Origin of the sequence: Streptomyces sp. NPDC053474 (genome assembly GCF_044544845.1) — a bacterium.
Taxonomy (GTDB): domain Bacteria; phylum Actinomycetota; class Actinomycetes; order Streptomycetales; family Streptomycetaceae; genus Streptomyces.
In genome coordinates this window covers 281,684-308,531 of record NZ_JBITXV010000007.1, presented here as the reverse complement: position 1 = coordinate 308,531, position 26,848 = coordinate 281,684, and the positions used below count along the sequence as shown (strand labels likewise).

Annotated in this window: 23 protein-coding genes; 5 read left to right on the top strand and 18 right to left on the bottom strand. The window is 73.2% G+C overall.

Annotated features, from left to right (window positions below; translation table 11 throughout):
• Positions 1-26: 26 nt before the first annotated feature.
• The 6 genes from ACIG3E_RS19030 to gatC form a co-directional block, all read right to left on the bottom strand.
• Entirely contained in the window at positions 27-2,246 is a 2,220-nt protein-coding gene (locus tag ACIG3E_RS19030; RefSeq protein WP_399617380.1) for an MMPL family transporter, read from the bottom strand.
• Between the two features lie 326 nt (positions 2,247-2,572).
• Positions 2,573-4,657 carry a phosphocholine-specific phospholipase C gene (locus ACIG3E_RS19025; RefSeq protein WP_399617845.1) on the bottom strand — a complete coding sequence of 695 codons (2,085 nt, stop codon included), beginning with the start codon at positions 4,655-4,657 and terminating at the stop codon, positions 2,573-2,575.
• A gap of 276 nt (positions 4,658-4,933) precedes the next feature.
• Positions 4,934-6,451: an Asp-tRNA(Asn)/Glu-tRNA(Gln) amidotransferase subunit GatB gene (gatB, locus tag ACIG3E_RS19020; RefSeq protein ID WP_399617377.1), complete on the bottom strand. Its 1,518-nt coding sequence runs from the start codon at positions 6,449-6,451 to the stop codon at positions 4,934-4,936.
• Positions 6,452-6,469: 18 nt separating this feature from the next.
• Positions 6,470-6,715: a hypothetical protein gene (locus ACIG3E_RS19015; protein WP_144321085.1), complete on the bottom strand. Its 246-nt coding sequence runs from the start codon at positions 6,713-6,715 to the stop codon at positions 6,470-6,472.
• Positions 6,712-8,205: an Asp-tRNA(Asn)/Glu-tRNA(Gln) amidotransferase subunit GatA gene (gatA, locus tag ACIG3E_RS19010; RefSeq protein WP_399617373.1), complete on the bottom strand. Its 1,494-nt coding sequence runs from the start codon at positions 8,203-8,205 to the stop codon at positions 6,712-6,714. The genes ACIG3E_RS19015 and gatA overlap by 4 nt, the downstream gene beginning before the upstream one ends.
• A 6-nt stretch (positions 8,206-8,211) precedes the next feature.
• A complete protein-coding gene (gene gatC, locus ACIG3E_RS19005) occupies positions 8,212-8,508 on the bottom strand; it encodes an Asp-tRNA(Asn)/Glu-tRNA(Gln) amidotransferase subunit GatC (protein WP_016642027.1) in 297 nt (98 codons plus the stop codon).
• Positions 8,509-8,996: 488 nt separating this feature from the next.
• Between gatC and ACIG3E_RS19000 the strand changes: the two genes are divergently transcribed.
• The gene (locus ACIG3E_RS19000) at positions 8,997-10,334 is read left to right on the top strand and encodes a glycosyltransferase 87 family protein (protein WP_399617368.1); all 1,338 of its coding nucleotides are present in this window, start codon (positions 8,997-8,999) and stop codon (positions 10,332-10,334) included.
• 21 nt (positions 10,335-10,355) lie between these two features.
• Here ACIG3E_RS19000 and ACIG3E_RS18995 read toward each other — a convergent pair whose 3' ends face one another.
• From ACIG3E_RS18995 to ACIG3E_RS18975, 5 genes are all read right to left on the bottom strand, one after another.
• On the bottom strand, positions 10,356-12,437 hold the full coding sequence (locus tag ACIG3E_RS18995) for a putative bifunctional diguanylate cyclase/phosphodiesterase (RefSeq protein ID WP_399617842.1): 2,082 nt from the start codon (positions 12,435-12,437) through the stop codon (positions 10,356-10,358).
• A 980-nt stretch (positions 12,438-13,417) separates the two neighbouring features.
• Entirely contained in the window at positions 13,418-15,601 is a 2,184-nt protein-coding gene (gene ligA, locus ACIG3E_RS18990; protein ID WP_399617365.1) for an NAD-dependent DNA ligase LigA, read from the bottom strand.
• A gap of 31 nt (positions 15,602-15,632) precedes the next feature.
• Positions 15,633-16,649, bottom strand: a complete 1,017-nt coding sequence (locus ACIG3E_RS18985) for a methionine synthase (RefSeq protein WP_399617362.1) — start codon at positions 16,647-16,649, stop codon at positions 15,633-15,635.
• 8 nt (positions 16,650-16,657) lie between these two features.
• Positions 16,658-17,347, bottom strand: a complete 690-nt coding sequence (locus tag ACIG3E_RS18980; protein ID WP_399617359.1) for an SDR family oxidoreductase — start codon at positions 17,345-17,347, stop codon at positions 16,658-16,660.
• A gap of 168 nt (positions 17,348-17,515) precedes the next feature.
• A complete protein-coding gene (locus ACIG3E_RS18975) occupies positions 17,516-18,055 on the bottom strand; it encodes a TIGR00730 family Rossman fold protein (protein WP_399617356.1) in 540 nt (179 codons plus the stop codon).
• A gap of 113 nt (positions 18,056-18,168) precedes the next feature.
• Here ACIG3E_RS18975 and ACIG3E_RS18970 point away from each other — a divergent pair, with 113 nt between their 5' ends.
• Positions 18,169-18,510, top strand: a complete 342-nt coding sequence (locus ACIG3E_RS18970; protein WP_399617353.1) for a DUF427 domain-containing protein — start codon at positions 18,169-18,171, stop codon at positions 18,508-18,510.
• On the opposite strand, the gene ACIG3E_RS18965 is transcribed toward ACIG3E_RS18970, so the two are convergent.
• Positions 18,477-19,496: a GlxA family transcriptional regulator gene (locus ACIG3E_RS18965; RefSeq protein ID WP_399617350.1), complete on the bottom strand. Its 1,020-nt coding sequence runs from the start codon at positions 19,494-19,496 to the stop codon at positions 18,477-18,479. The two genes, ACIG3E_RS18970 and ACIG3E_RS18965, sit on opposite strands and share 34 nt — an antisense overlap.
• A 116-nt stretch (positions 19,497-19,612) precedes the next feature.
• On the opposite strand from ACIG3E_RS18965, the gene ACIG3E_RS18960 reads away from it, so the two are divergent.
• Positions 19,613-20,584, top strand: coding sequence for an NADP-dependent oxidoreductase (locus ACIG3E_RS18960; RefSeq protein WP_399617347.1), 972 nt, complete (start codon positions 19,613-19,615; stop codon positions 20,582-20,584).
• Positions 20,585-20,619: 35 nt separating this feature from the next.
• Here ACIG3E_RS18960 and ACIG3E_RS18955 read toward each other — a convergent pair whose 3' ends face one another.
• The 3 genes from ACIG3E_RS18955 to mnmA all read right to left on the bottom strand — a co-directional run bounded on the left by ACIG3E_RS18955 (position 20,620) and on the right by mnmA (position 23,335).
• Positions 20,620-21,354, bottom strand: coding sequence for a hypothetical protein (locus ACIG3E_RS18955; protein ID WP_399617344.1), 735 nt, complete (start codon positions 21,352-21,354; stop codon positions 20,620-20,622).
• Entirely contained in the window at positions 21,348-22,079 is a 732-nt protein-coding gene (locus ACIG3E_RS18950) for a hypothetical protein (RefSeq protein ID WP_399617341.1), read from the bottom strand. Before ACIG3E_RS18950 ends, ACIG3E_RS18955 begins: the two co-directional genes overlap by 7 nt.
• A 119-nt stretch (positions 22,080-22,198) precedes the next feature.
• Positions 22,199-23,335, bottom strand: coding sequence for a tRNA 2-thiouridine(34) synthase MnmA (mnmA, locus tag ACIG3E_RS18945; RefSeq protein ID WP_399617338.1), 1,137 nt, complete (start codon positions 23,333-23,335; stop codon positions 22,199-22,201).
• A gap of 61 nt (positions 23,336-23,396) precedes the next feature.
• Between mnmA and ACIG3E_RS18940 the strand changes: the two genes are divergently transcribed.
• The gene (locus tag ACIG3E_RS18940; RefSeq protein ID WP_399617335.1) at positions 23,397-24,134 is read left to right on the top strand and encodes an N-acetylmuramoyl-L-alanine amidase; all 738 of its coding nucleotides are present in this window, start codon (positions 23,397-23,399) and stop codon (positions 24,132-24,134) included.
• A 28-nt stretch (positions 24,135-24,162) separates the two neighbouring features.
• Here ACIG3E_RS18940 and ACIG3E_RS18935 read toward each other — a convergent pair whose 3' ends face one another.
• The 3 genes from ACIG3E_RS18935 to ACIG3E_RS18925 all read right to left on the bottom strand — a co-directional run bounded on the left by ACIG3E_RS18935 (position 24,163) and on the right by ACIG3E_RS18925 (position 26,000).
• Complete coding sequence (locus tag ACIG3E_RS18935) at positions 24,163-25,332, bottom strand: cysteine desulfurase family protein (RefSeq protein ID WP_399617332.1); 1,170 nt, start codon at positions 25,330-25,332, stop codon at positions 24,163-24,165.
• 85 nt (positions 25,333-25,417) lie between these two features.
• Entirely contained in the window at positions 25,418-25,636 is a 219-nt protein-coding gene (locus tag ACIG3E_RS18930) for a DUF4190 domain-containing protein (RefSeq protein WP_399617839.1), read from the bottom strand.
• Positions 25,637-25,847: 211 nt separating this feature from the next.
• Positions 25,848-26,000, bottom strand: coding sequence for a hypothetical protein (locus ACIG3E_RS18925; RefSeq protein ID WP_366790096.1), 153 nt, complete (start codon positions 25,998-26,000; stop codon positions 25,848-25,850).
• A gap of 110 nt (positions 26,001-26,110) precedes the next feature.
• Between ACIG3E_RS18925 and ACIG3E_RS18920 the strand changes: the two genes are divergently transcribed.
• Complete coding sequence (locus tag ACIG3E_RS18920) at positions 26,111-26,755, top strand: TetR family transcriptional regulator (protein WP_399617328.1); 645 nt, start codon at positions 26,111-26,113, stop codon at positions 26,753-26,755.
• The last annotated feature ends 93 nt before the right edge of the window (positions 26,756-26,848 follow it).

The window sequence follows — 26,848 nt, the reverse complement described above, 5'->3', positions numbered from 1 at the left end:
CCGGATCTCCCTCGGCGGCAGCGCGGCTAGCGCTTCTCCAGCGGTGCGTACGCGATCTCGTCGCGCGCGCGGTGTCCGGGGATCCTCGCACGTGTGCGGTGTTCGGGCACCTCAATACTGATCCGCGGCAGCCAGCGGTCCAGGCTGCGCGGCAGCCACCAGTTGGCCCCGCCGAGCAGGTGCATGAGGGCGGGCACGAGCAGCGTGCGCAGCACGAACGCGTCGAGCGCGACGGCCGCCGCGAGGGCGATGCCGAACATCGCGATCACCCGGTCCCCGCTGAGTACGAAGGCGAGGAACACCGAGATCATGATGACGGCCGCGGAGTTGATGACGCGGCTGGTCTCGGCGAGGCCGACGCGGACGGCCACGCGGTTGTCGCCGGTCTCCAGCCACTCCTCGTACATCCGGCTGACCAGGAAGACCTGGTAGTCCATGGAGAGGCCGAAGAGGACCGAGACCATGATGACCGGCAGGAAGGGCTCGATGGGGCCCGCGCGTCCCAGGCCCATCAGTTCGCTGCCCCAGCCCCACTGGAAGACCGCGACCACGACGCCGAAGGCGGCCGCGACCGCCGCGACGTTCATGACGGCGGCCTTCAGCGGTATGCCGACCGAGCGGAAGGCGAGGAGCAGCAGGACGCAGCCCAGGCCGATGACGACGCCCACGAACAGCGGCAGCTTGCCGACGATGATCTCCGCGAAGTCGTCGTAGCCCGCCGTGACGCCGCCGACGTGGAGGTCGAGGGCGGTGCCGCTCTCGGCGCGCGGCAGGACCTCGCCGCGGAGCCGGTCGACGAGGTCGCTGGTGGCCTCCGACTGGGGCGCGGAGTCCGGTACGACGGTGAGGAAGGCCGCGTCACCGCCGTCGGCGTAGGTGACGGGGCTCACGGAGGCGACGCCCGGGGTGGACTCCAGGGTCGTGCCGAGGTTGTCGAGGGCGAGCCGGTCGGGGGCGCCGCGGACGTCCGTGACGAGGGTGAGCGGGCCGTTCACGCCGGGGCCGAAGCCGTCGGCGAGCAGGTCGTAGGCCTGCCGCGTGGTGGCCGTCGCGGGGTTGTTGCCCTGGTCGGAGGTGCCGAGGCGGAGCGAGAGCGTCGGCACGGCGAGCACCGCGATGACCACGACCGCGAGGGCGCCGAGCAGCTTGGGGTGGCGCTCCACGAACGCCGACCAGCGGGCGGCGAGCCCGGTGGGCACCTCCGGCTCGGGCCCGCGCTCGGCGAGCCTGCGCCGCTCGCGGCGGCTGAGGGCGCGCGGCCCTATGAACGAGAGCAGCGCGGGCAGCAGCGTCACGGACGCGGCGACGGTGAGGACGACGGTCAGGGAGGCGGCGATGGCGACGCCGTTGAGGAAGCTCAGGCGCAGGATCAGCATGCCGAGCAGCGCGATGCAGACGGTGGCGCCCGCGAAGACGACGGCGCGGCCGGTGGTGGCGACGGCCCGCTCGGCGGCCTCGGCGACCGGCAGGCCGCGTTTGAGGCCCTTGCGGTGGCGCGTGACGATGAACAGGGCGTAGTCGATGCCGACGCCGAGCCCGATCAGGGTGCCGAGCATGGGTGCGAAGTCGGCGACCGTCATGACGTGGCCGAGCAGCACTATGCCCGCGTACGCCGTGCCGACGGAGACGACCGCCGTGGCGATGGGCAGGGCCGAGGCGGCGAGCGAGCCGAAGGCGAGGAACAGCACGACGGCGGCGACGGCCACGCCGACGATCTCGGCGGTCTTGGCGCTCTTGGCCTCCGTGAGGCCGACGGCGCCGCCGCCGAGGGCCACGTCCAGGCCCTTGGTCGCGGCGGCCTCCGCGGTCTCGACGACGGCGCGCGCCTCGCCGGGGGCGACGGATTCGAGCTGGTCGCGGAAGGTGACCGTGGCGTACGCGGTGTGGCCGTCCGCGCTGATCTGGGTGGCGCCGCGCTCGGTGTAGGGGCTGGTGACGGAGGCCACACCCGGCAGCTCGGCGATCTCGTCGAGCGTCTCGGTCATCGTCTGCTCGACGGCGGCGGCCCGCACGGACTGGTCGCCGCCGGTGTGCCAGACGACGGTGTCGCTGTCGCCGCCGAGGCTCGGGAAGCTGTCCTTGAGGAGCTGGCTCGCGCGGTTGGACTCGGTGCCGGGCACCTCGTAGTCGTTGGAGTACGCCGATCCGACGGCGGCGGCAGCGGTCGCCGTGCCGCCGAGTGCGAGGAGCCAGAGCAGTACGGCGACGAGGCGGTGCTGGACGCACCACCGGGCGAGTGCTGCCACTGACTGGCTCCCTGAGTGACTCGTGGATCCTCGTCGGGGCAGCCGGGAAGCATCGGAATTGACCCGAAAAGAACACGTCTACTTGCTTGAAGTACTACATGATCGGCATGGGCAGATGAAGATCATGTGGCCGCTTGTGCGGCGACATGACCGGGATGGGCCATGCGGGAGCCACTCTGACAGCCACCGGAGATCCTTAGTCCGTTTCGTGTCCAGCCTCACAGCGGCTCAGGGAAGTCCGCCCGGGCGCCCGGCGGCGCACCCGACACGCGGGGACACACGGGCCACACCCGTATGCCCCCGCACCACGCTCACCGGCCCGTCGGTCAGCCCGAGACGCTGGCGCGGCCGTTCTCGATGTGGCCCATCAGCCGCCGCCGGAAGGCCTTGTCGCCCGCGGCCGTCACCTCGACGTCGTACCAGCCGCGCTCGTCCGCCGTCCGCCAGGCGACGGTGCGGCTGCTGCCCGGCCGCACGCGCACGGTCCGGGTGCGCCGCCGGACCTCGTCCGCGTCCACGTAGCCGAGCGGCCTGACGGTGAAGACCAGCGGCTCCCTGCCCCGGTTGGCGACGGTGAGGTGCAGCTCGCGCCGGGTGATCGCCGAGGAGAGGGCGGCGGCGCCGTCCTTGCCGCCCGCGAACTCGCGGCGGAAGCCGTTCGGCCCGGTGACCGTGAAGCGGTAGGCGTCCCCGCGCAGCGGCACGGACCAGCGGCCCTCGTGCCGCACGTCCTGGTGCTGCGGTATCGGGAACTCCCCGGCGTACGGGTACAGCGCGAAGTGCGCGCTGCGCCGGCCGCCGTTGCGCAGCCGCACCGCGAGCGTGCCGTCCTTGGCGAGCCGGGCGTCGGCGTCCGGCTGGTACGGCAGCGGGCGGGCCCGGCGCACGCCCGGCTCCTGGCGGGGCATCGACTGCTGGACGGGCGGCTGCGGCTGCCAGCGGCCGCTGAACGGCGGGATCGCGCCGGGCTGCGCCACCTCCGGCTGCCGGTGGCCGCGGTCGAAGTCGAAGGCGCCGGTCAGATCGCCGGTGACCCGGCGGCGCCAGGCGCTGATGTTGGGCTCGCGCACCCCGGTCCAGCGCTCCAGGAAGCGGACCACGGAGGTGTGGTCGAAGACCTCGGAGGACACGTACCCGCCGACGCTCCAGGGCGACACGACGAGCATCGGCACGCGGGCGCCGAGCCCGGTCGGCAGGCCCTGCCAGCGCTCCTCGGCGCCGTCGGGGTCGTCGGCGGCGGGCACGGGCGGCGGCACGTGGTCGAAGAAGCCGTCGTTCTCGTCGTAGTTGATGAACACGGCGGTGCGCCGCCACACCTCAGGGTGCGAGGCGAGCGCGTCCAGGACCTTGTAGACGATGGTGGCGCTGTGGATCGGCGAGGAGACCGAAGGGTGCTCGGAGTCGACGGCGGACGGCACCAGGTAGCTGACCTTCGCCAGCTTGCCCCGGGCGACGTCCCGCGCGAAGGTCTCGGCGAGCTTGCCGGTCGGCACCCGCCTGAGGCCCCGCTCGAAGAGCGACCGCTCGCGCCGGGTCAGCGACGCCACGCCCTCGTCGAGCGCGGCGAGCAGCCGGGCCCGCTCCGTCTCGTCCGCGGCGTCGCGGACCTTCGCGTAGAAGGCCTCCATGAAGGTGAACCCGGTCGTGGCGAGCGCCTTGCGGGCGATGGCCTTGAAGGTGGTGAAGAACTCGATCTGGTTGTCGGTGAAGTTCTCCCACTCGGTGTACGTCTGCCAGCTCACGCCCGCCTTCTCCAGGCGCTCGGCGTACGTCCCCCAGTCGTAGCCCGGGTGCCGTCCCTCGTCGTACGCGTCGTTGTCGACGGCCCGCTTGCCGGACGCCTCGAAGCCCGTCTTGCCGCTCCACAGGTGGTTGCGGTTGGGGCTGGTGGAGGTGTGGATGGACGAGTGGTAGGCGTCGCAGACCGTGAAGGTGTCGGCGAGTTCGTAGTGCAGCGGGATGTCCTGGCGCGTGTAGTACGCCATCGTGGCGGCGGTCTTGGCCGTCACCCAGCCGTCCATCCAGCCGTCGTGCCAGGCCTTGGCGCCGCCGCTCCAGGAGTGGTCGAGGGCGCCGATGTACTGGAGGTCCTTCGCTTGCGTGGCGGCGGCCTCGCGCACCGGGAACGGCAGCACGGACCGCCCGGCGCCGGGCTGCTCGAACACGCTCTTGCCGCTGGGCAGTTGGACGGCGTTGCGGTCGCCGAAGCCGCGGACGCCGCGCAGGGAGCCGAAGTAGTGGTCGAAGGAGCGGTTCTCCTGCATCAGGATGACCACGTGCTCGATGGCGTCGAGCCCGCCCTTCGGCGGCTCCTTGGCGAGCGCCTCCTGAAGGGACGGCGGCAGGAAGGAACCGACCGTGGCGGCGCCGAGCGCGCCGCCGCCCACTGCCATCAACCGTCTGCGCGAGATCTCCGCTGCCACGCCCAACCTCCAGTCGACACCCAATGGTTGTCCGGTGATCCATTGGTCTGCTGAGCTGGGACGGTAGTGACTCCCGGTGGCAGAGGGAAGGCCACGGGCCTAAGTTGCAGTGAACGTCGTTGCCCGCGTCTGTCGTCTGCGGGTTTCGTTGTGGCTGAGCGCGCGGTTCCCCGCGCCCCTTGCGGGGCGCCACACCACTACGCAGAGAGGGGCGCCGCACCCTTGCCGGATGCGGCGCCCCTCTCTTGCGCGAAAGCCCTGGCGTCAGCCCTCGACGCCCAGCTTCTCCAGGATGAGCTCCTTGACGCGGGCCGCGTCGGCCTGGCCACGGGTGGCCTTCATGACCGCGCCGACCAACGCCCCGGCCGCGGCCACCTTGCCGCCGCGGATCTTGTCCGCGACGCCCGGGTTGCCCGCGATGGCCTCCTCGACGGCCGCCGACAGGGCGCCGTCGTCCGAGACGACCTTCAGGCCGCGCTTCTCGACGACCTGGTCGGGGTCGCCCTCGCCCTTGAGCACGCCGTCGATGACCTGACGGGCCAGCTTGTCGTTCAGGTCACCGGCGGCGACCAGCTCGCTCACCCGGGCGACCTGCTCCGGCGTGATGGGCAGGGCGCCGAGCTCGACGCCCTGCTCGTTCGCGTTGCGCGCGAGCTCGCCCATCCACCACTTGCGGGCGGACACCGCGTCCGCGCCCGCGTTGATGGTGGCGACGATCGGGCCGATCGCACCGGCGTTGAGGATCGCCTGCATGTCGTGGGCGGAGACGCCCCACTCCTCGCGCAGCCGGTTGCGCTGCGCCAGCGGAAGCTCCGGCAGCTCGGCGCGGAGCGCCTCGACCCACTCGCGGGACGGGGCGACCGGTACCAGGTCGGGCTCCGGGAAGTAGCGGTAGTCCTCCGCCTCCTCCTTCACCCGGCCCGAGGTGGTGGAGCCGTCGTCCTCGTGGAAGTGCCGGGTCTCCTGGACGATCGTGCCGCCGGAGGAGAGCACGGCCGCGTGCCGCTGGATCTCGTAGCGCGCGGCGCGCTCCACGGACCGCAGCGAGTTCACGTTCTTCGTCTCGGAGCGGGTGCCGAACTTGTCCCGGCCGTGCGGGCGCAGCGAGAGGTTCACGTCGCAGCGCATCTGGCCCTGCTCCATGCGCGCCTCGGAGACGCCGAGCGCCTTGATGAGCTCGCGCAGCTCGGCGACGTACGCCTTGGCGACCTCGGGGGCGCGCGCCCCGGCACCGACGATCGGCTTGGTGACGATCTCGATGAGCGGGATGCCCGCGCGGTTGTAGTCGAGCAGGGAGTGGGACGCGCCGTGGATGCGGCCCGTGGCGCCGCCGACGTGCGTCGACTTGCCGGTGTCCTCCTCCATGTGGGCGCGCTCGATCTCCACGCGGAAGATTTCGCCGTCCTCCAGCTGGACGTCCAGATAGCCGTTGAAGGCGATCGGCTCGTCGTACTGGGAGGTCTGGAAGTTCTTCGGCATGTCCGGATAGAAGTAGTTCTTCCGGGCGAAGCGGCACCACTCGGCGATCTCGCAGTGCAGCGCCAGACCGATCCTGATCGCGGACTCGACGCCGACGGCGTTGACCACGGGCAGCGCGCCGGGCAGGCCGAGGCAGGTCGGGCAGGTCTGCGAGTTGGCGTCCTGCTTGAGCTCGGTGGAGCAGCCGCAGAACATCTTCGTCTTGGTGCCGAGCTCGACGTGGACCTCAAGGCCCATGACGGGGTCGTACGACGCGAGCGCGTCCTCGTACGGCACCAGGTCGGGGGTGGTCGTGACAGTCACGGTGTTGGAACTTCCCTCTCAGCCGAGCAGAACGTCGTCGTCACCGATGCGCTTGAGCTCGCGCACCAGGATGGCGATGCCGGTGACGATGGCGGCCGCGGAGACGACGGCGTCGACGAGCTGCAGCGCGTCGTGCTCGGCACGGGCCTTCTTGACCTGCTTGAGCGTGCTGATCGCGCCGAAGGCGGTGGTGCCGATGGACAGATACGTGCCGGTCCTGGACTTCTTGAAGCCCTTGGCCTTGGCCAGCGTCTTGTTGCTCACAGCGACGGTGCCTCCTCAAGCAGCGGGTGGCCCCACCTTTCCACGAAGGCGGCCTCGACGGCTGCCCCCACCTTGTACAGGCGGTCGTCCTTCATGGCGGGAGCGATGATCTGCAGACCGACCGGAAGGCCGTCCTCCGGCGCGAGGCCGCAGGGCAGCGACATGGCGGCGTTGCCCGCCAGGTTGGTCGGGATGGTGCACAGGTCGGCCAGGTACATCGCCATCGGGTCGTCGGCGCGCTCGCCGATCGGGAAGGCGGTGGTCGGCGTGGTCGGCGACACGATGACGTCGACCTGCTCGAAGGCCTTCTCGAAGTCCCGCGTGATCAGCGTGCGGACCTTCTGCGCGGAGCCGTAGTACGCGTCGTAGTAGCCGGAGCTGAGCGCGTACGTGCCGAGCATGACGCGGCGCTTGACCTCGTCGCCGAAGCCCGCCTCGCGGGTCAGCGCGGTGACCTCCTCGGCGGACTTCGTGCCGTCGTCACCGACGCGCAGGCCGTAGCGCATGGCGTCGAAGCGCGCGAGGTTCGAGGAGCACTCGGACGGCGCGATCAGGTAGTACGCCGACAGGCCCAGGTCGAAGGACGGGCAGTCCAGCTCGACGACGGTGGCGCCGAGCGACTTCAGCAGCTCGACGGACTCGTTGAAGCGCTGGACGACACCGGCCTGGTAGCCCTCGCCGGAGAACTGCTTGACGACGCCGACGCGCATGCCCGCCACCGAGCCGTTGCGCGCGGCCTCGACGACCGCGGGGACCGGGGCGTCGATGGAGGTGGAGTCGAGCGGGTCGTGCCCGGCGATGGCCTCGTGCAGCAGCGCCGCGTCGAGGACGGTGCGGGCGCAGGGGCCGCCCTGGTCCAGGGAGCTGGAGAAGGCCACCATGCCGTAGCGCGAGACGCCGCCGTACGTCGGCTTGACGCCGACCGTGCCGGTGACGGCCGCGGGCTGGCGGATGGAGCCGCCGGTGTCCGTGCCGATGGCGAGCGGGGCCTCGTACGCGGCGAGGGCCGCGCTGGAGCCGCCGCCGGAGCCGCCGGGGATCCGGGTCAGGTCCCACGGGTTGCCGGTCGGTCCGTACGCGCTGTTCTCGGTGGAGGACCCCATGGCGAACTCGTCCATGTTGGTCTTGCCGAGGATGACGACCCCGGCTTCCTTGAGGCGCCTCGTCACCGTGGCGTCGTACGGCGGGATCCAGCCTTCGAGGATCTTCGAGCCGACGGTCGTCGGGACGCCCTCGGTGGTGAAGATGTCCTTGAGCGCGAGCGGCACACCGGCCAGCGGGCCGAGCTTCTCGCCCCTGGCGCGCTTCTCGTCCACGGCGCGGGCCTGCGCGAGCGCGCCCTCGCGGTCGACGTGCAGGAAGGCGTGCACCTTCTCGTCGACGGCCTCGATGCGGGCCAGGTGGGCCTCGGTGACCTCGACCGCGGTGAGCTCGCCGGAGGCGATCCTCGCGGCGATCTCGGCGGCGGTGAGCTTGATGATGTCCGTCATGTTCGGTTAGTCCTCCCCCAGGATCTGCGGCACCTTGAAACGCTGCTGCTCCTGGGCCGGGGCGCCCGAGAGCGCCTGCTCGGGGGTGAGCGACGGACGGACCTCGTCCGCGCGCATGACGTTCGTCAGCGGCAGCGGGTGCGAGGTCGGCGGTACGTCTTGGTCGGCGACCTCCGAGACGCGGGCGACCGCGCCGATGATGTCGTCGAGCTGTCCGGCGAAGTGGTCGAGCTCTTCGTCCTTCAACTCCAGACGTGCAAGGCGGGCGAGGTGAGCGACCTCCTCGCGCGTGATGCCAGGCATGCAGCGATCCTCTGGGGTGAGCGTGATGGATTTGGACCCAATCCTATGGGGCGCGCACAGCTGACCGCGAAACGCTTTCCTCTCGCGGGGGCGCGCTCGACGGATAAGGCCCGGGACTACCGCCCCGGACCGGGCGTCGCTCCGCAGGGTTTTTCCCACCCGCCCGCCCCTTCCACCGCGCTGACGCGCTTGTCCTCAAACGCCGGACGGGCTGGATGGTTGCCGGTGCGGGCCGGATCCCGTCTGCGGATCGCGTCTCGGCTGCCACCCGCAGACGGGATCCGGCCCGCACCGGGGACTTTCAGCCCGTCCGGCGTTTGAGGACGAGGCGCGGAGCGCCGATGAGGGCGGGGGCCCGGGGGCGGGCAGCCCCCGGTTCGGGAAGGGGCGGGTCTGGGGCGCCCCGCGAGGGATGTCGCGGTACGACAATTGCCCGGCCCCGGTGCGCTGCCCCAGCACCGGCCCCGCGGCAGCGCAGCATGCGCGGCATGCGCATGCACTTCCCCGGGGCGAAAGGCCCCTGGCCAGGCCCGGTGGCACTGGGAGCCGGGGCCCTCGCCCTGGCCCTGTCGCTCACCGCGTGGTGGACCCTGATCAACGACCCGACGTACGCGGCGCACCGCACCCCCGCCGACCTCAGCGTCTACCTGGACGCGGCAACCGCCCCGGAGCACGAGCTGTACGGCGGCAGGTTCGGCGTCCACTCCCTGCCGTACCTCTATCCGCCCGTCGCCCTGCTCCCCTTCCGCGCCCTGAGCGAGCTGGACCTGACCGTCGCAGCCCGGCTGATGGCGGGCCTCTCCCTCGCGGCGATGGCGCTCTCCGCCTGGGCCGCGGCCCGCATGGCGGGGCGGCGCCCGGGCCCGGCCACCGCCGGGTGCGCGCTCGCGGTGTGCGGCCTCGCGCTGTGGACCGAGCCGGTGCTGCAGAACCTGGACTTCGGGCAGGTCAACCTGGTCCTGCTCGCCCTCGTCCTCACCGATCTGGCCACGCCCGACCGCCGCCCGTGGAAGGGCGTGGGCATCGGCGTCGCGGCGGGCCTGAAGCTCACCCCGGGCCTGTTCGTGGTGTATCTGCTGCTCACCCGCCGGTACCGGGCCGCGGGCGTGGCCACGGCCGTCTTCGCCGGGACGGTCGCGGCGGGCTGGTGGGCGCTGCCCCAGGCGTCGGCGGACTTCTGGGGCGGCGCGTTCGCGGGCAGCGCGGGCGGCCGCGAGTATCTGGCGAACCAGTCCCTGAACGGGCTCTTCGTCCGCTTCGGCCTCGGCGCCGACGGCGTCGGCGGGCCCGTGTGGGGAGCGGTGTGCGGGGTACTCGCCGTGGCGGGCCTCGGCGCGGCGGCGCGGGCCTCGCGGCGGGGCCGGGAGCTGGTCGCGGTGTGCGTGGTGGGCGCCCTGACGCTGGTCTGCTCGCCGCTGTCGTGGACCCATCACTGGGTGTGGATCGTGCCCGGGTTCGTCCTGGCGGCGGACGCGGCGCTGCGGCGGCGCACGGCGTCGGCGTGGCTGTGGACGGCTGGCCTGTTCGCGCTGTTCGCGGCGTGGCCGATCCGTATCGATGGCTTCGGCACCTGGGATCCGTCCCGCCCGCTCCTGCCGTACGGCCTGCTCTGGTACGTGCCGCACTGGCAGCGCGAGCTCCAGTGGGATCCCTTCCACGTGGTCGTGGGCAACGCGTACGTGTGGCTGGGTGTCGGCTTCGTGGTGTGGGCCGCCGTGGCGTTCCGGCTGCGGTCGGTCCGGCCGGTCCCGGGCGGACGGACGAGCCGCGAAGCGGTGGCGGCCCCAGCGGGCCCGGTCCTTGAGGACGAGCGCGCGGCGCGCTGAACGCGGCCCGCGCCCGCCGGGTCACTGCACCGCGCGGCTGGGCGAGGGCGGCGCCGGGTCGGGCGCGGCGGGCCCGGGTGCCGGGTCGACGGGCCGGTGCGTGGCGCCCTCGCCGCGGGCGCGCAGCCAGGCCGTGGTCTCGCTGGGCGGCATCGCCGCGGCGACGAGCCACCCCTGCACCGCGTCGCAGCCGAGGTCCCGCAGGCGCTCCCAGGTCTCGTCGTCCTCGACGCCCTCGGCGACGACGAGCAGCCCCAGCGAGTGGGCGAGGTCGACGGTGCAGCGCACGATCTCGGCGTCCTCGGTGTCGACGGCGAGCCGCGCCACGAAGGAGCGGTCGATCTTCAGCTCGCTCACCGGCAGGCGGCGCAGGTGCACGAGGGAGGAGTACCCGGTGCCGAAGTCGTCGAGGGACATCTTCACGCCGTGCCCGGTGAGCCCGGCGAGGGTGTCCGCGGCGCGCTGCGGGTCCTCCAGGAGCACGTGTTCCGTTATCTCCAGCTGGAGCGCGCCCGCGGGCACCCCGTGGCGGGCCAGGCGCGCGGCGACGGCGCCCGCGAAGCCGGGGGTGTGCACGTCGCGCGGGGACACGTTCACCGCGACGGGCACGTTCAGGCCCTGGGAGCGCCAGCGGGCGACCTGGGCGAGGGCCGACTCCAGGACGTACTCGGTCAGGTGCGGCATGAGGCCCGACGACTCGGCGATGGCGATGAACTCGTCCGGCGGCACCTTGCCGCGCTCGGGGTGCACCCAGCGCACCAGCGCCTCCAGGCCCGCCACCTCGCCGTCGAAGCGGACCTTCGGCTGGTAGTGCAGCTCCACGTCGCCCGCGTCGAGGGCGCGGCGCAGATCGCCCAACAGGCCCAGGCGGTCAGGGGTGTTGGAGTCGCGCTTGGACTCGTACACCTCCACGCCCGTACGGTCCCGCTTGGCCTGGTACATCGCGACGTCCGCGCGGCGCAGCAGGCCCTCCGCGTCGAGCGCGTGGTCGGGGAAGACGGCGAGTCCGGCGCTGGCCTCCAGGACCAGGGTGAGGCCGTCGAGGTCCAGCGGGGAGCCGAGCGCGCCGACGAGCTGGCGGGCGACGCGCTGCGCGGACGTGGTGGAGTCGGCGACGGGCAGCAGCACCGCGAACTCGTCGCCGCCGAGCCGGGCCGCCTCCGCGCCGCGCGGCAGCGCGAGCCGGAGGCGGTCGGCGATCTGGAGCAGCAGTCGGTCGCCCGCGAGGTGCCCGAGGGTGTCGTTGACCGAGCGGAAGCGGTCCATGTCGATCAGCACCAGGGCGGCGCGGGCACCGATGCGCTCGGCGTCGTCCAGGGCCGTCCAGGTCCGCTCCAGGAGCCACTGCCGGTTGGGAAGGCCGGTGAGCGGGTCGCGCAGCTGCTCCTCCGCTCTGGCGCGGGCGATCCACAGCGTGGAGTCGAGCGCGACGAGCGGGATCGTGAACAGCGGCAGGAGCAGCGGAAGGGACATCGCGACGACGCAGATCAGCGGGGCGATGCCGAGCAGGGCCACGCCGAGCAGGCCCTGGCGGACCAGCGCGGTGCGGGTGACGGTGGGCAGCGCGCCGGTGCGCGGGGCGTGCACGTACCAGAGCAGGACGCGGGTGACGGCCAGGTACGCGACGGCGACGAGGCCCACCTCGGGGGCCGTGTACAGGTCCCAACTCTCGGGATTCCAGGGCGTGTCGGCGGCCGGTGCGGTGCCGAAGGCGGCCAGCGTGAGGGCGCCCGCGCCGATGCCCAGGATGTCGACGGCGCCGTGCAGCACCCCCTGGCGCCAGCGGTGGCGGCGCGCGACCCCGACGAGGACGACGACGGTGAGGCTGACCATGCCCGCGGGCATCCAGCCGTACAGCAGCAGGACCGCGACGGTGAGCGCGCCGCCGGAGCCGGTGCCGCCCCACCAGCGGTCGCGGCCGAGCGCGACGAGGTGGCCGACGATGAGGCCGGTGAGGACGGCGAGCGACCAGCCGACCGTGCCGGAGGGGAACAGCGGGTGGCCGCCGGTGAAGGCGTGGAAGAAGCCGGTGCCGAGGACGATCGCGGCGGCCGCGACGACGGCCATGGGCAGCAGCTGCCAGCCGCGGCCGTCGTGCTCCATGCCGTCGAGGCCGTCGATGCCGTCCAGGCCGTCCGGCTGGTCGGCGGCCCGCTCGTGCGCGCCGCGCCCGCCGCGCCACCGGCCGCGCCGTCCGGCCGTGCTCCCTCGCGCGGCGCCGGACCCGCCCGCGGCCGCGCTCACCGCGCCCCGCACCCCGGAAGGACCGGCGGCGGGCCCGCCTGCCGCGGTCCGCGCTCCCGGGGCGCCCGCACCCGTCGCACCGCGCACGGCGGGGGCGCCGTTCGTGCCACCCGCCACGTCCCGCGCGGGGGAAGGGCCCGCGGCGCCACCGGCCGCACTCCGCCGCGCGTCTTCGGCACTCGCCGTCACACCAGCCTCCGCCGGGCCTGACGTTCCTCGACCTCCGCCGCCCCGCCCGGGCGCGTCCCGCCCGCCTGCTTCCGGTCCCTCACCAACTGCCGTACCCCGAATGCCCGTTACTCCCCCCTGTACGGCACCAGCTGGGCCGGAAAAGCCCGTTCCGCAGCCGGGAGACGACCCCCAGGCCGCTGGAGCGCCGTCGTCGAGGAGGGTGCCGCCGTGGGTCCACGCCCGGTCCCTGGGGCGGATCTCGGGGGCCTGGGCGGGCCGTTCGGCCCGCTCGTCGGTGTCGGCGTGGGCGCCCGCGGCCGACCGGGCGGCGCGGCGGCCCCGCCACCCGCCGAGCCCGCGCCGCAGGCGCGACCGCAGCCATGAGTCCGGGGCGACGCTCTCGGTCGGTTCCATTCCCGTCCCTCTCACAGCCGGCGGTGCCCACGCCACGCGGACTCACGTCCTGACAGCCGCGTCCGAAAACCCTTCCCCCGGCTCTCCACGACACGAGCAGGGGAACACCCCGTCCGCATGCGGGGCACGGCAGGCGCACACCTCAACAGTAGGCCGCAGAAGGCTTCCACGGGCAGCGGTCGTCTACGGTTGCCCGAATGCGACCCGGCCACCCGTATGCATCTGGTATGCGCTGAACGGGTGGCCTTCAACCGCTATTCTTCGGTCGGAAGCGCGGCTTCCCGGGCGGCGTCCGCCCCTTGTTCCAGCAGGACCGCGAAGCCGTCCTCATCGAGGACGGGAACCTTCACTTGCATGGCCTTGTCGTACTTCGAGCCGGGGTTGTCCCCCACCACGACGAATCCGGTCTTCTTTGAAACGGAACCGGTGACTTTGGCTCCGCGGCTCTGGAGCGCCTCTTTCGCGCCATCCCGTGTGTAGTTCCGCAGCGTTCCGGTGACGACGACGGTGAGGCCTTCGAGGGGGCGCGGGCCCTCGTCCTCGCCGCCGCCCTCCTCCTCCATGCGGACGCCCGCGGCCCGCCACTTGCGAATGATCTCCTGGTGCCAGTCCTCGGCGAACCACTCCTTGAGCGAGGCGGCGATGGTCGGGCCGACTCCCTCGACGGCGGCCAGCTCCTCCTCCGTGGCCTGCTCGATGCGGTCGATGGAGCGGAACTCGCGGGCGAGCGCCTCGGCGGCGACGGGGCCCACGTGGCGGATGGACAGGCCGGTGAGGATCCGGGCCAGCGGACGCTCCTTGGCGGCCTGGATGTTCTCCAGCATGGCGAGGGTGTTCTTCTTCGGCTCGCCCTTCTGGTTGGCGAAGAAGGTCACGACCTTCTCCTCGCCGGTCTTCGGGTCCCGCTTGGGCAGGCCCGAGTCCTGGTCGAGGACGTGCGACTTGATGGGGAGCAGCTCCTCGACCTTCAGGTCGAAGATGTCGCCCTCGTCGAGGATCGGGGGCGTCGCGGGCTCCAGGGGGCGGGTGAGCGCGGCGGCGGCCACATAGCCGAAGTTCTCGATGTCCAGGCACTTGCGGCCCGCGAGGTAGAAGAGGCGCTCGCGCAGCTGGGCGGGGCAGGTCTGGCCGTTCGGGCAGCGGAGGTCGATGTCGCCCTCCTTCATGGCCCGCAGGGCCGTGCCGCACTCGGGGCACTCGGCGGGCATGACGAACTCGCGCTCGCTGCCGTCGCGCAGGTCGACGACGGGGCCGAGGATCTCCGGGATGACGTCGCCCGCCTTGCGGATCACGACCGTGTCGCCGATGAGGACGCCCTTGGCCTTGACCACGTCCTGGTTGTGCAGCGTGGCGAACTCGACCTCCGAGCCCGCGACGGTGACGGGCTCGACCTGGGCGTAGGGCGTGACGCGGCCCGTGCGGCCGACGCCGACCCTGATGTCGATCAGCTTGGTGTTGACCTCCTCCGGCGCGTACTTCCACGCGATGGCCCAGCGCGGGGCGCGCGAGGTGGAGCCGAGGCGGCCCTGGAGCGGGATCTCGTCGAGCTTGACGACGACGCCGTCGATCTCGTGCTCCACGGAGTGGCGGTTCTCCCCGAAGTACGTGATGAACTCGCGCACGCCGTCGAGGCCTTCGACGACCTTGTTGTGCCGGGCGGTGGGCAGGCCCCACTCGCGCAGCAGGTCGTACGCCTGCGAGAGGCGGTCGATGTCGAGGCCCTCGCGGGCGCCGATGCCGTGCACCACCATGTGCAGCGGGCGCGTGGCGGTGACGCGGGGGTCCTTCTGGCGCAGCGAACCCGCCGCCGCGTTGCGCGGGTTGGCGAAGGGCTTGTCGCCCGCCGCGACCAGGCGGGCGTTGAGCTCCTGGAACTTCTCCATGGGGAAGAAGACCTCGCCGCGGATCTCCACGAGGGCCGGGACGCGGTCTCCCTGGAGGCGGTCGGGGATGTCGGCGATGGTGCGCACGTTCGGCGTGATGTCCTCGCCGGTGCGGCCGTCGCCGCGGGTGGCGGCGCGGGTGAGCCTGCCCTGCTCGTACGTCAGGTTGACCGCGAGGCCGTCGACCTTCAGCTCGCACAGCAGGTGGTAGTCCGGGGAGCCGACGTCCTTGGCCACGCGGTCGGCCCAGGCGGCCAGCTCCTCGTCGTCGAAGGCGTTGTCCAGGGAGAGCATGCGCTCACGGTGCTCGACGGAGGCGAAGTCCGTCTCGTACGCACCGGCGACCTTCTGGGTCGGCGAGTCCGGGGTGCGCAGCTCCGGGTGCTGCTCCTCCAAGGCTTCCAGCGAGCGCAGGAGCTTGTCGAACTCGGCGTCGCTGATGACCGGCTGGTCCTTCACGTAGTACCGGAAGCGGTGCTCCTCGATCCGCTCGGCCAGCTGGGCATGCTGCTCGCGCGCCTTCGCGGGCACCGCGCCTTCCTGTTCGACAGCCACCGTCTCGTCCTCCCGTTACCTTCAGACCCAGTTACTCAGGGTTGTCCGCGAGTGATCTCGCCGCCCGGACGCAGTGCGCGAGCGCCGCCCGGGCATATGCGGGCGAAGCACCCGCGAGACCGCACGACGGCGTGACCGTGACCGACTCCGCGAGCGACCCCGGATTCAGCCCCAGCCTGCGCCAGAGCGTCCTGACACCCATGACGCTACCGGCAGGGTCTGACAATGGTCCTTCCGTGCCCGGCACGACACCGGCGAACAGCTTCGTCCCGGCCTCGACGGCCTCGCCCAGGACCTCGTCGTCACGCTCGGTGAGAAGCGAGAAGTCGAACGACAGGCCGTGCGCGCCCGCCCTGCGCAGCAGCGCGAAGGGAACGTCCGGCGCGCAGGAGTGCACGACGACCGGGCCGTCGTGCACGGCCATGACCTCGCGCAGGGCGCTCTCCACGACCTGGCGGTCCACGGCGCGGTGGGTGCGGTACTCGCTGGCGGTCTTGATCCGGCCGCGCAGCACGGCGGTCAGCGACGGCTCGTCGAGCTGGAGCACGAGCCGGGCGCCCGGCACCCGCTTGCGCACCTGCGCGAGGTGGGCGCGCAGCCCCTCGGCGAGGGACCCGGCCAGGTCCCGGCAGGCGCCAGGGTCGGAGACCATCGCCTCGCCGTTCCTCAGCTCCAGGGCGGCGGCGAGCGTCCACGGGCCGACCGCCTGGACCTTCAGGGGGCCTTCGTAGCCCTGGGTGAACTCCTCCAGGGCGTCGAGGTCCTCACCCAGCCAGGACACCGCGCGCCGCGTGTCCCGGCCCGGCCGGTCGCCGACCCGCCAGCCGCTGGGCTCCACGCGCGCGTAGAGCTCGACGAGCAGCCCCGCGGTGCGGCCGATCATGTCGGCGCCGGGGCCGCGCGCGGGCAGCTCCGGCAGGTGCGGGATGCCCTGCTCGGGGGTCTCGAAGGTGCCGGTGACGGTCTTCGCGGCCTCCCGGGCGTCGCCGCCGGGCATCGAGCCGACGCCGGTGGCCGGGCCCAGGGTCCAGGTGTCCTCGGTGCTCACCGCCGTGCTCACCGTCCGGGCCGCACCGTCAGGTCGTTGACCTCCGCGTCGCGCGGCAGGTCGAGGGCCATCAGGATCGTCGTCGCCACGGACTCGGGGTCGATCCACCGCGCGGCGTCGTACTCCTTGCCCTCCTGCTGGTGCACCTTGACCTGCATCGGGCTCGCGGTGCGGCCGGGGTACACGGAGGTGACGCGGACGCCGTTGCCGTGCTCCTCCTGGCGCAGGGAGTCCGCGAGGGCCTTCAGGCCGTGCTTGGAGGCGGCGTACGCGGACCACTCGGCGCCCGCGTGCAGGCCCGCGCCGGAGTTCACGAAGAGCACGTGGCCCTGGGAGACGCGGAGTTGGGGCAGGAAGTGCCGGGTCAGCTCGGCGGGCGCGATCAGGTTCACGTTCAGCTGGTGGCGCCAGGCCTTGGGGGTGAGGTCGCCGACCGGGCCGAGGTCGACGACGCCCGCGATGTGGAGCAGGGAGTCCACGCGGTCGGGGAGCGTCTGGTGGGAGAAGGCCCAGGAGAGCTTGTCCGGGTCGTTCAGGTCGCCGACGAGGGTGCTCGCGCCCGGGTACTCGGCGGCGAGCTCCTTGGCGCGGCCCGCGTCGCGCGCGTGCAGGACGAGGGCGTCCCCGCGCGCGTGGAGACGGCGGGCCACTGCGGCCCCGATGCCGGAGCCCGCCCCGGTGATCACATGAGTTGCCATGCGCTTATGGTCGCATTCCGGCCGCGCGCTCCCGGATGCGAGCCGGGGCGGGGCGCCCGGCGGCGGGGCGCGGCGGGCGGCCGGGAGCGAGCCGGTGGCAGCGGGCCGCTCCCGCCGGGCCCGCGTGCCCGTGTGCGCCGTCCGCGCCGCCCCGGGGCCCCCGGCGCCTCAGCGCACTCCCAGCGACTCCTCCAGGTACGCCAGGGCGCCCACCGGCTCCTCCGCGAAGAAGACCAGGTCGGTCAGCGGCACCGGCAGGAAGCCCTCGTCCTCCATTCGACGGAACTGCTCCTTCAATCCGTCGTAGAACCCCGCCGTGTTGAGCAGGACGACCGGCTTGGTGGTGCGGCCGTGCTTCTTCAGCTCCAGGATCTCCGTGGCCTCGTCGAGGGTGCCGGTGCCGCCGACCATGATCACGACCGCGTCGGCCCGCTCCAGGAGCAGCGCCTTCCGCTCGGCGAGGTCCTTGGCTATGACCATGTCGTCGACGCCGGGCCTGACCTTGGCGGCGAGGAAGTCCACCGACACGCCGGTGAGGCGGCCGCCCGTCTCGTGCACGCCGTCCGCCACGACCTTCATCAGGCCCGTGTCGGAGCCGCCCCACACCAGGGTGTGGCCGCCCTTGCCGAGCAGTTCGGCGAACTCGCGGGCCGGTCGGGTGTAGGTCTCGGACAGGTCGGCGGCGGAGAGGAAGACGCAGATGTTCATGCGCCCTACCGTACGTTCCGCCACGGACACCCCGGGGGCGGCGGAAGAAGTCCGCCGCCCCGCGTGCTGTACGAGGCGACCCCGGCACAGACGAGGCGACCCCGGCGAAAGGGATGACCGTGACCGCAGGACATCGCATCACCATCGAGCAGGGCACCCAGCACGTGCGCGTGGAGCACGACGGACAGGTCGTGGCGGAGAGCAAGCGCCCCCTGGTGCTGCGCGAGACGGGCTGTCCGGTGCGCTACTACCTGCCCCCGGAGGACGTGCGCACCGATCTGCTCACGCCGTCAGGCACGCACACGTACTGCCCGTTCAAGGGCACGGCCTCCTACTGGTCGCTGCCCGGCGGCGAGGACCAGGTGTGGGCGTATCCGGAGCCCAAGGCCGAGGTGGCCGAGATCAAGGACCACCTGTGCTTCTACGCGACCGAGGAGGTGGCGAAGGCCTCCTGAGGGACGGCCGCGAACGTCCTGCGGTACGCCGCCGGTGACACGCCGAGCACGGACCGCATGTGCTGGCGCAGGGAGTTGGCGGTGCCGAAGCCCGCGCGGTGGGCCACCAGGTCGATGGACAGGTCGCTGCTCTCCAGGAGGTGGCGGGCCACCTCGATGCGCTGGGCCGTGAGCCAGCGGCCCGGTGTGGTGCCCACCTCGTCGCGGAACCGGCGCGTGAACGTGCGCAGGCTCATGCGGGCGTGGTCCGCCATCTCGCCGAGCGTCAGCGGCTCCTGGAGGCGTTCGAGCACCCACGCGCGCGTGGGCGCCGTGGTGGCGACCGTGGGCTCCGGGACGGGCCGTTCGATGTACTGCGCCTGTCCGCCGTCGCGCCACGGCGGGACCACGCAGCGCCGGGCCACGTGGTTGGCGACGGCGCTGCCGTGGTCGCGGCGCACCAGGTGCAGGCAGAGGTCCACCCCGGCGGCGACGCCCGCGGAGGTGAGGATGTCGCCGTCGTCCACGAAGAGCACGTCCTCGTCGAGCCGCACGCGCGGGAACGCGCGCCGGAACTGCTCGGCGACCTGCCAGTGCGTGGTCGCGGGCCGCCCGTCCAGGAGACCGGCGGCCGCGAGGACGAACGAGGCGCTGCAGAACGACACCAGGCGCGTGCCCGGGCGCACCCGGTCGAGCGCGGCGGCCAGCGGCGCGGAGAGGCCGCCGGTGGCCGACGCCCCCTCGCGCGGGGGGATGGGCGGGATCACCACGGTGTCGGCGTCGTCGAGCACCTCGGGGCCGTGCTCGACGACCACGGAGAAGCCCGCGTCGGTCCGCACCGGGTGCCCGTCCACCGTGCACACCACGACCTCGTACAGCGGCCGTCCCGACGCGTCCTCCGCGTTGCCGAAGACGCGTGAGGGAATGCCCAGCTCGAAGGCGTAGACGCCGTCCAGGGCGAGGACGGCGACGCGGTGGGGGCGGTCGGGTGCGGAGAACGCGCTCATGGCCAGATCCTGTCACATGATGGCCAGACTGCCAGCACTGCGGCGGGCCGCGGGGCCGCACGCTGGTGGGCATCCGCCGGAACTCCGGCGTCCGTTCACCGCGAAGGACACGTTCAATGAGCTCGCCCAGCGACCGCCCGACCCGCCCGACCATGCGCGCCGTCAGCCCGCGCGCGTGGGGCGCCCCCGACGTCCTGGTCCCCGTGGAGGTGGACCGCCCCGTGCCCGGCCTGACCGAGATCCTGGTCAAGGTGCACGCGGCCGGGGTGAACCCCGTCGACTGGAAGACGCGGGCCGCGGGCGAGTTCGGCACCTGGGGCGACACGCCGATCCTCGGCTACGACGTCTCGGGGACCGTCGAGGCCGTGGGCCCCGGGGTGACCCTCTTCGCGCCCGGCGACGAGGTGTTCGGCATGCCGCGCTTCCCGGAGCAGGCGGGCGGCTACGCCGAGTACGTGAGCGCGCCCGCGCGCCGCTTCACGCGCAAGCCCGCCGCCGTCGACCACGTCCAGGCGGCCGCCCTGCCGCTGGCCGCGCTGACCGCCTGGCAGGGCCTGGTGGAGACGGCGGGCCTGCGCGCCGGGCAGCGGGTCCTGATCCACGCGGCCGCGGGCGGCGTGGGCCACCTGGCCGTGCAGATCGCCAAGGCGCACGGCGCGTACGTCATCGGCACGGCGCGGGCCGACAAGCACGACTTCCTGCGGGGCCTGGGCGCGGACGAGCTGATCGACTACACGACGACGGACTTCGCGGCGGCGGTGCGGGACGTGGACGTCGTCCTGGACGGCGTCGGCGGCGAGTACGGCCCCCGGTCGCTGCCGGTGCTGCGCAGGGGCGGCCACCTGGTCACCCTCCCCGACCCGGGCGGGCTCCCCGACGCCGCGCGGGCCGAGGCCCTGGGCGTGCACACCGGCTGGACGGTCGTCGAGCCCGACCGCCACGGCATGCTGGAGATCGCCCGCCTGGTGGAGCAGGGCAAGCTGCGCGCGGAGATCGCGAAGGTCCTGCCCCTGAAGGACGCGGCCGAGGCCCACGCCTACGGGGAGCGCGGCCGCACCCAGGGCAAGATCGTGCTCCAGGTGACCTGACCGGCCGCGCCCCCCTTCAGGCGGCGCTCAGCGGCTCAGCAGGGGCGCGACGAGGGGCCGTCGTAGCGCGCCCAGAGCGCCCGCCAGTCGCGGTCGTACAGGACCATGTTGCTGTCTTCCTGGATGCGCAGCCAGGCGCCCCGGCTGCCGCACCCGTGCGTCCCCAGGGACCACAGGGGGTTGCCCTGGCCGTCGTAGACGACGACGTTGCCGTCCCGCTGCATCCACAGCGACACGTTCCAGCCGCGGGTGTCGGTCTCCCAGATCGGGGTGTACAGGCCGAGGGAGTGGCTGTAGAGGACGACGTTGCCGTCGTCCTGGGCCCACAGCTCGTACCAGTGCCCGACGTTCTTCGTGACGTGGACGGCGATGTACTTGTTCTGGGTCAGGCACTCACCGGGCTTGAGGTAGTCGTGGTAGCCCCAGCCCTGCGGCGGCGTGGCGCAGCCGGAGTCAGGGAAGGCGAGCGGCTTCACCGCGCCCTTGGGGCGCACCGGTCCCGAGAGGAGCCCCTTCTTCCTGGCCTCCTGGAGGGTGGGGAGCCCCTTCAGGGGTGCCGACGGCAGCGTGGGGACCTTGTCGCCCTTCTTCGGGCGGACGGACTTCGGCGGAATCGGACGGGGCGCCGTGGGCGCGCTCGCCCGGGTGGCGTCGGGGTGCGGCTGGGCCGTGGCGGCGGGAGCCAGGGTCCCCAGGGCGAGGACGGCGGCGAGGGCCGTGGTGATCAGGGTGGTGCGGCGGTTCATGGGGATGTCGGCTTTCGTCAGCACGGGCGGGTGGAGGGGCCGTCGAAGCGCGCCCAGAGGGGGCCCCAGTTGCGGTCGTAGAGGACGAGGTTGGCGTCCGCCTGGACCCGCAGCCACGCTCCCCAGTCGCCGCATCCGTGCGTCCCCAGGGACCACAGGGGGTTGCCCTGGCCGTCGTAGACGACGACGTTGCCGTCCCGCTGCATCCACAGCGACACGTTCCAGCCGCGGGTCCTGGTCTGCCAGACCGGCCGGTAGCCCGAGTCGTTCTTGTAGAGCACGACGTTGCCGTCCTCCTGGACCCACAGCTCGTACCACATCAGGGTGTGGATGTAGGCGGCGATGAACTTGCCCTGGGTCAGGCACTCACCGGGCTTGAGGTAGTCGTGGTAGCCCCAGCCCTGCGGCGGTTCGGAGCAGTTCGCGTCGGGGAAGGCCAGCGGCTTCACCCCGCCCTTGGAGCGCACCGGCCCCGAGACGAGGCCCTTCTTCTTGGCCTCCTGGAGGGTGGGGAGCCCCTTCAGGGGTGCCGACGGCAGCGTGGGGACCTTGCTGCCCTTCTTCGGCTGGACGGACTGGGGAGGGCCCGGGTGGGGCGGCCTGGGCGCGGACGGCGACGCGGCGTCCGGGCGCGGGGCGGCCGCGGCGCCGGTCGCCAGCGGGCCGAAGGCGATGGTGGCGGCGAGGGCCGCGGCGAACAGGGACGCTGCGCGCCCGGCGGCACCCGCCGAGGTTCTGCTGAAGATCATGCGGTCATGTCACCGCATAGGGATCCACGGCCGGTCAACGCGCGATAAACGCGGCCCTCAGGGGTCAGACGGCCACCGCGGCCGCCAGGGGGTCAGACAGCCGCCGCCCCCAGGGTGGGTCAGACGGCCGCCGCCGCCCGGTCCGTCGTGGCGATCGTCGCCGAGCCGACCACGCGCGTGCCGTCGTACAGGACGATCGCCTGGCCAGGGGCGACGCCGCGGACCGGCTCGGTGAAGGAGACCCGCAGCTCGCCGTCGGGCGTCAGCTCCGCCGTGACCGGCGTCTCGTCGCCGTGGGCGCGCAGCTGGGCGGTGTACGCCCCCGCTCCGGTGGGGGCCGTGCCGCACCAGCGGGGCTTGAGGGCCGTGAGGGCGGTCACGTCGAGGGCGGCGGCGGGGCCGACCGTCACCGTGTTGTTCACGGGCGAGATGTCCAGGACGTAGCGCGGCTTGCCGTCGGGGGCGGGGGTGCCGATCCTGAGGCCCTTGCGCTGGCCGATGGTGAAGCCGTACGCGCCCTCGTGGGTGCCGAGGACGGCGCCGGACTCGTCGACGATGTCGCCCTCCGCCTTGCCGAGGCGGCTCGCGAGGAAGCCCTGGGTGTCGCCGTCGGCGATGAAGCAGATGTCGTGGGAGTCCGGCTTCTTGGCGACCGCGAGGCCCCGGCGCTCGGCCTCCGCGCGGATCTCGTCCTTGGTGGTGACCGTGTCGCCGAGCGGGAACAGGGCGTGCGCGAGCTGCCGGTCGTCCAGGACGCCGAGGACGTACGACTGGTCCTTGGCCATGTCGGAGGCGCGGTGCAGCTCGCGGGTGCCGTCCTCGCGCACGATCACCTGCGCGTAGTGGCCGGTGCAGACCGCGTCGAAGCCGAGGGCGAGCGCCTTGTCCAGGAGCGCGGCGAACTTGATCTTCTCGTTGCAGCGCAGGCACGGGTTGGGCGTGCGGCCCGCCTCGTACTCGGCGATGAAGTCCTCGACCACGTCCTCGCGGAACCGCTCGGCGAGGTCCCACACGTAGAACGGGATGCCGATGACGTCCGCGGCGCGGCGCGCGTCGCGGGAGTCCTCGATGGTGCAGCACCCGCGCGCGCCGGTCCGGAACGACTGCGGGTTCGCCGAGAGCGCCAGGTGCACTCCGGTCACGTCGTGCCCGGCTTCGGCGGCGCGGGCGGCGGCGACGGCGGAGTCCACGCCGCCGGACATGGCGGCGAGGACGCGGAGCGGGCGGCTGGTGCGCTGCGGGGTCTGCGAAGTCATAGCCCTAACAGGGTACGGGGCGGCGGGAACCTCTCGCCCGTGCGTATCCGTTCACGATCACATGGGGGACGTGAGCGAGAAGGACGAGAGCGGGACTGCGGAGCCGTCGTCGGAGCCCGGGCGCGGATCGCCCCGGCGCGCGCTGCTCATCGGCGGCGCCGCGGTGGGCATCGGCGCGGCCTTCCTGGCCCGCGACGAGCTCGGCCGCCTGTGGTGGCGCCTGCCCGGGGTCGTGAAGAAGCGCAGGGAGGGCGAGGTGGACGCGCCCGGCGCGCAGTGGATAGCGGCCTCCAGTGCGAACTGGCGGCGCGCCGACCGCCCCTCGGACTACACGATCGACCGCGTGGTGATCCACGTGGTGCAGGGCGGGTACGCCTCGGCGCTGAGGGTCTTCAAGGACCCCGGCCACGGCGCCGCCGCGCACTACGTGATCCGCAAGGACGGCCACGTCGCCCAGATGATCCGCGAGCTCGACGTGGCCTACCACGCGGGCAACAGGGACATGAACGAGCGCAGCGTGGGCATCGAGCACGAGGGCTTCGTCGACCAGAAGGCGTCGTTCACCGCCGCCATGTACGCGTCCTCGGCGCGGCTCACCGCCGGAATCTGCGAGCGGTACGACATCCCGGTGGACCGGAAGCACATCATCGGCCACGTGGAGGTCGAGGGCACGGACCACACCGACCCGGGCCCGCACTGGGACTGGGACCGGTATCTGCGCCTGGTGCGCGCGGCCCGCGACGCCCCGCGAAGACGGCCGGGGACAGACCGGACGCAGAGCCCGTCGGACAGGCCCTAGCCCAGGCCCTGGCTCAGGAGCTCAGGCCCTAGCTCAGGCCCGCCGACCGCGCCCGCCGCACCGCCGGGCCGATCGCCGCCGCCACCGCGTCCACGTCCGCCTTCGTCGACGTGTGGCCGAGCGAGAAGCGCAGCGTCCCGCGCGCGAGGTCGGGGTCGGTGCCGGTGGCGAGCAGGACGTGGCTGGGCTGGGCGACGCCCGCGGTGCAGGCCGAGCCGGTCGAGCACTCGATGCCCTGCGCGTCTAGGAGCAGCAGGAGCGAGTCGCCCTCGCAGCCGGGGAAGGTGAAGTGGGCGTTGGCGGGCAGTCGGCCCGCGGGGTCCGGGTCCCCGCCGAGGACGGCGTCGGGCACGGCGGCGCGGACGGCGTCGACCAGGTCGTCGCGGAGCGCCCCGACCTCGCGGGCGAACCACTCGCGGCGCTCGGCGGCGAGCCGCCCGGCCACGGCGAAGGCGGCGACGGCGGGCACGTCGAGCGTGCCGGAGCGCACGTGCCGCTCCTGGCCGCCGCCGTGCAGCACGGGCACGGGGCTGTAGGCGCGCCCGAGCAGCAGCGCGCCGATGCCGTAGGGGCCGCCGATCTTGTGGCCGGAGACGGTCATCGCGGCGAGCCCGGAGGCGCCGAAGTCGACGGGCACCTGGCCGAAGGCCTGGACGGCGTCGGCGTGCAGCGGCACGTCGAAGTCGGCGCAGACGTCGGCCAGTTCGCGCACCGGCTGGAGGGTGCCGATCTCGTTGTTGGCCCACATGACGGTGGCGAGGGCGACGCTGCCGGGGTCGCGGGCGATGGCCTCGCGGAGCGCTTCGGGGTGCACGCGCCCGTGCGCGTCGACGGGGAGGTACTCGACGGTGGCGCCCTCGTGCTCCCCGAGCCAGTCGACGGCGTCGAGGACGGCGTGGTGCTCGACGGGGCTGGCGAGGACGCGGGTGCGGGCCGGGTCGGCGGCGCGGCGCGCCCAGTACAGGCCCTTCACCGCGAGGTTGTCGGCCTCCGTGCCGCCGGAGGTGAACACCACCTCGCTGGGGCGGGCGCCGAGCGCGTCGGCGAGGGTCTCGCGGGACTCCTCGACGGTGCGCCGCGCCCGGCGGCCGGCCGCGTGCAGCGAGGAGGCGTTACCGGTGACGGCGAGCTGCGCGGTCAGCGCCGCGATCGCCTCCGGAAGCATGGGCGTGGTCGCGGCGTGGTCGAGGTAGGCCATGGTGGGCACGATTCTACGAGCCGCGCCCGGGCGCCCGGACCCCGGTGGCCCCTGCCCGGCCGGGATCCGCCGCGCTCAGGCCGGGTCAGCCCGCCAGGCTCCAGGAGACGGTGCCGTCCAGGGAGACGAGCGCGGCGAGAACCACGAGGTCGGCGACGCCGAGCCCGAGTCCGAGCAGAGCGCGGCCGCGCCGGGCGGTGCCCCGCCACAGCGCGACGCAGGCGAGCGCGATCGCGACGGGGCCGAGCACGATGTTCAACACGAGCAGCCCGAGCAGCCCGAGGACGAAGGAGGCGACGGCCATGCCGTCGGTGTCCCGGCGCCCGACGGGCCGCGTGCCGGACGGCTCAGCGGCCGCCGCCGCGAAGGCGTCGTCGGACGGGTCCGCCGCGGGCTCCTCGTACGGCTTCGCGGACGGCTTCAGCGCGGTGAGGTGCATGGTGTGCGACTCCTCAGAGTGAGGCGGATGTCGTACGGGGCAGAGGACGGGGCCGGGGGCCGGGGCGCGCACCGCGTCAGCGCGGGCGCGCGCGGCGCTCGCGCACCGCGAAGACCACGAGCCACAGCCCGATGACCGCGGCCAGGACGAGCGTGACGGACAGCGGGACGTGCGCCACGGTGCCCATGGCGACGCCGAGCAGCAGCAGTGCGGCGACGAGGAACAGCATGAGGAACGCCTCCCTTCGGTGAACGCTTGTGGTTACAACTGTTCACTGACTCCTGAGTCTACTCGCCTCCCGGCTTCCGAAACTGGGAGAACAGTTGTTAACTGCATGGCATGGCTCACATCCCCGGCGACCACCCCGTCGGCATCCGGCAGGCGCAGAAGCAGAAGACCCGGCAGGCCCTCCTGGACGCCGCCCTGCGCCTGCTGGAGGAGCAGAGCCTGTCCAGCCTGGGCCTGCGCGAGGTCACACGCGCCGTGGGCGTGGCGCCCACCGCCTTCTACCGGCACTTCCGCGACACCGCCGACCTGGGCGTGGCGCTCGTCGAGGAGGCCCTCGGCAGCCTGCACACGACGCTCGCGGCGATGCTCGCGGCCACCGGCGACGGCGAGGAACGCATCGCGGGCGCCGTCGAGTTGATCGCCTCCTACGTCCGCGCGTACCCCGCGCACGTGCGCTTCATCGCGCGCGAGCGGCACGGCGGCGTACGGGCCGTGCGGGAGGCCATCGGGGGCCAGCTCGCGCTGTTCGCGCGGGAGGTGGCGGCGCAGTTCGCCCGCGAGCCGGAGGCGGCGGGCTGGAGCGGGGACGACCTCCTGATGCTCGCGCGGATGTACGTGGACCACATGGTGATGACGGCCTCCGCGCTCCTGGAGACCGAGGACGAGGGCGAGGTCACCGCCACGGCCCGCAGCCAGCTGCGCCTGGTGGGCCTCGGCCGCCGCCACTGGCTCGACGCACCGGCGGAGGGCGCCTGAGCCGGGCGCACGCCGCGCACGCCGCGCACGCCCCTCACACCTCGCACACCCCACACGCCTCGTGCGCCTCTCATTCATCGCATGCCCCTCACA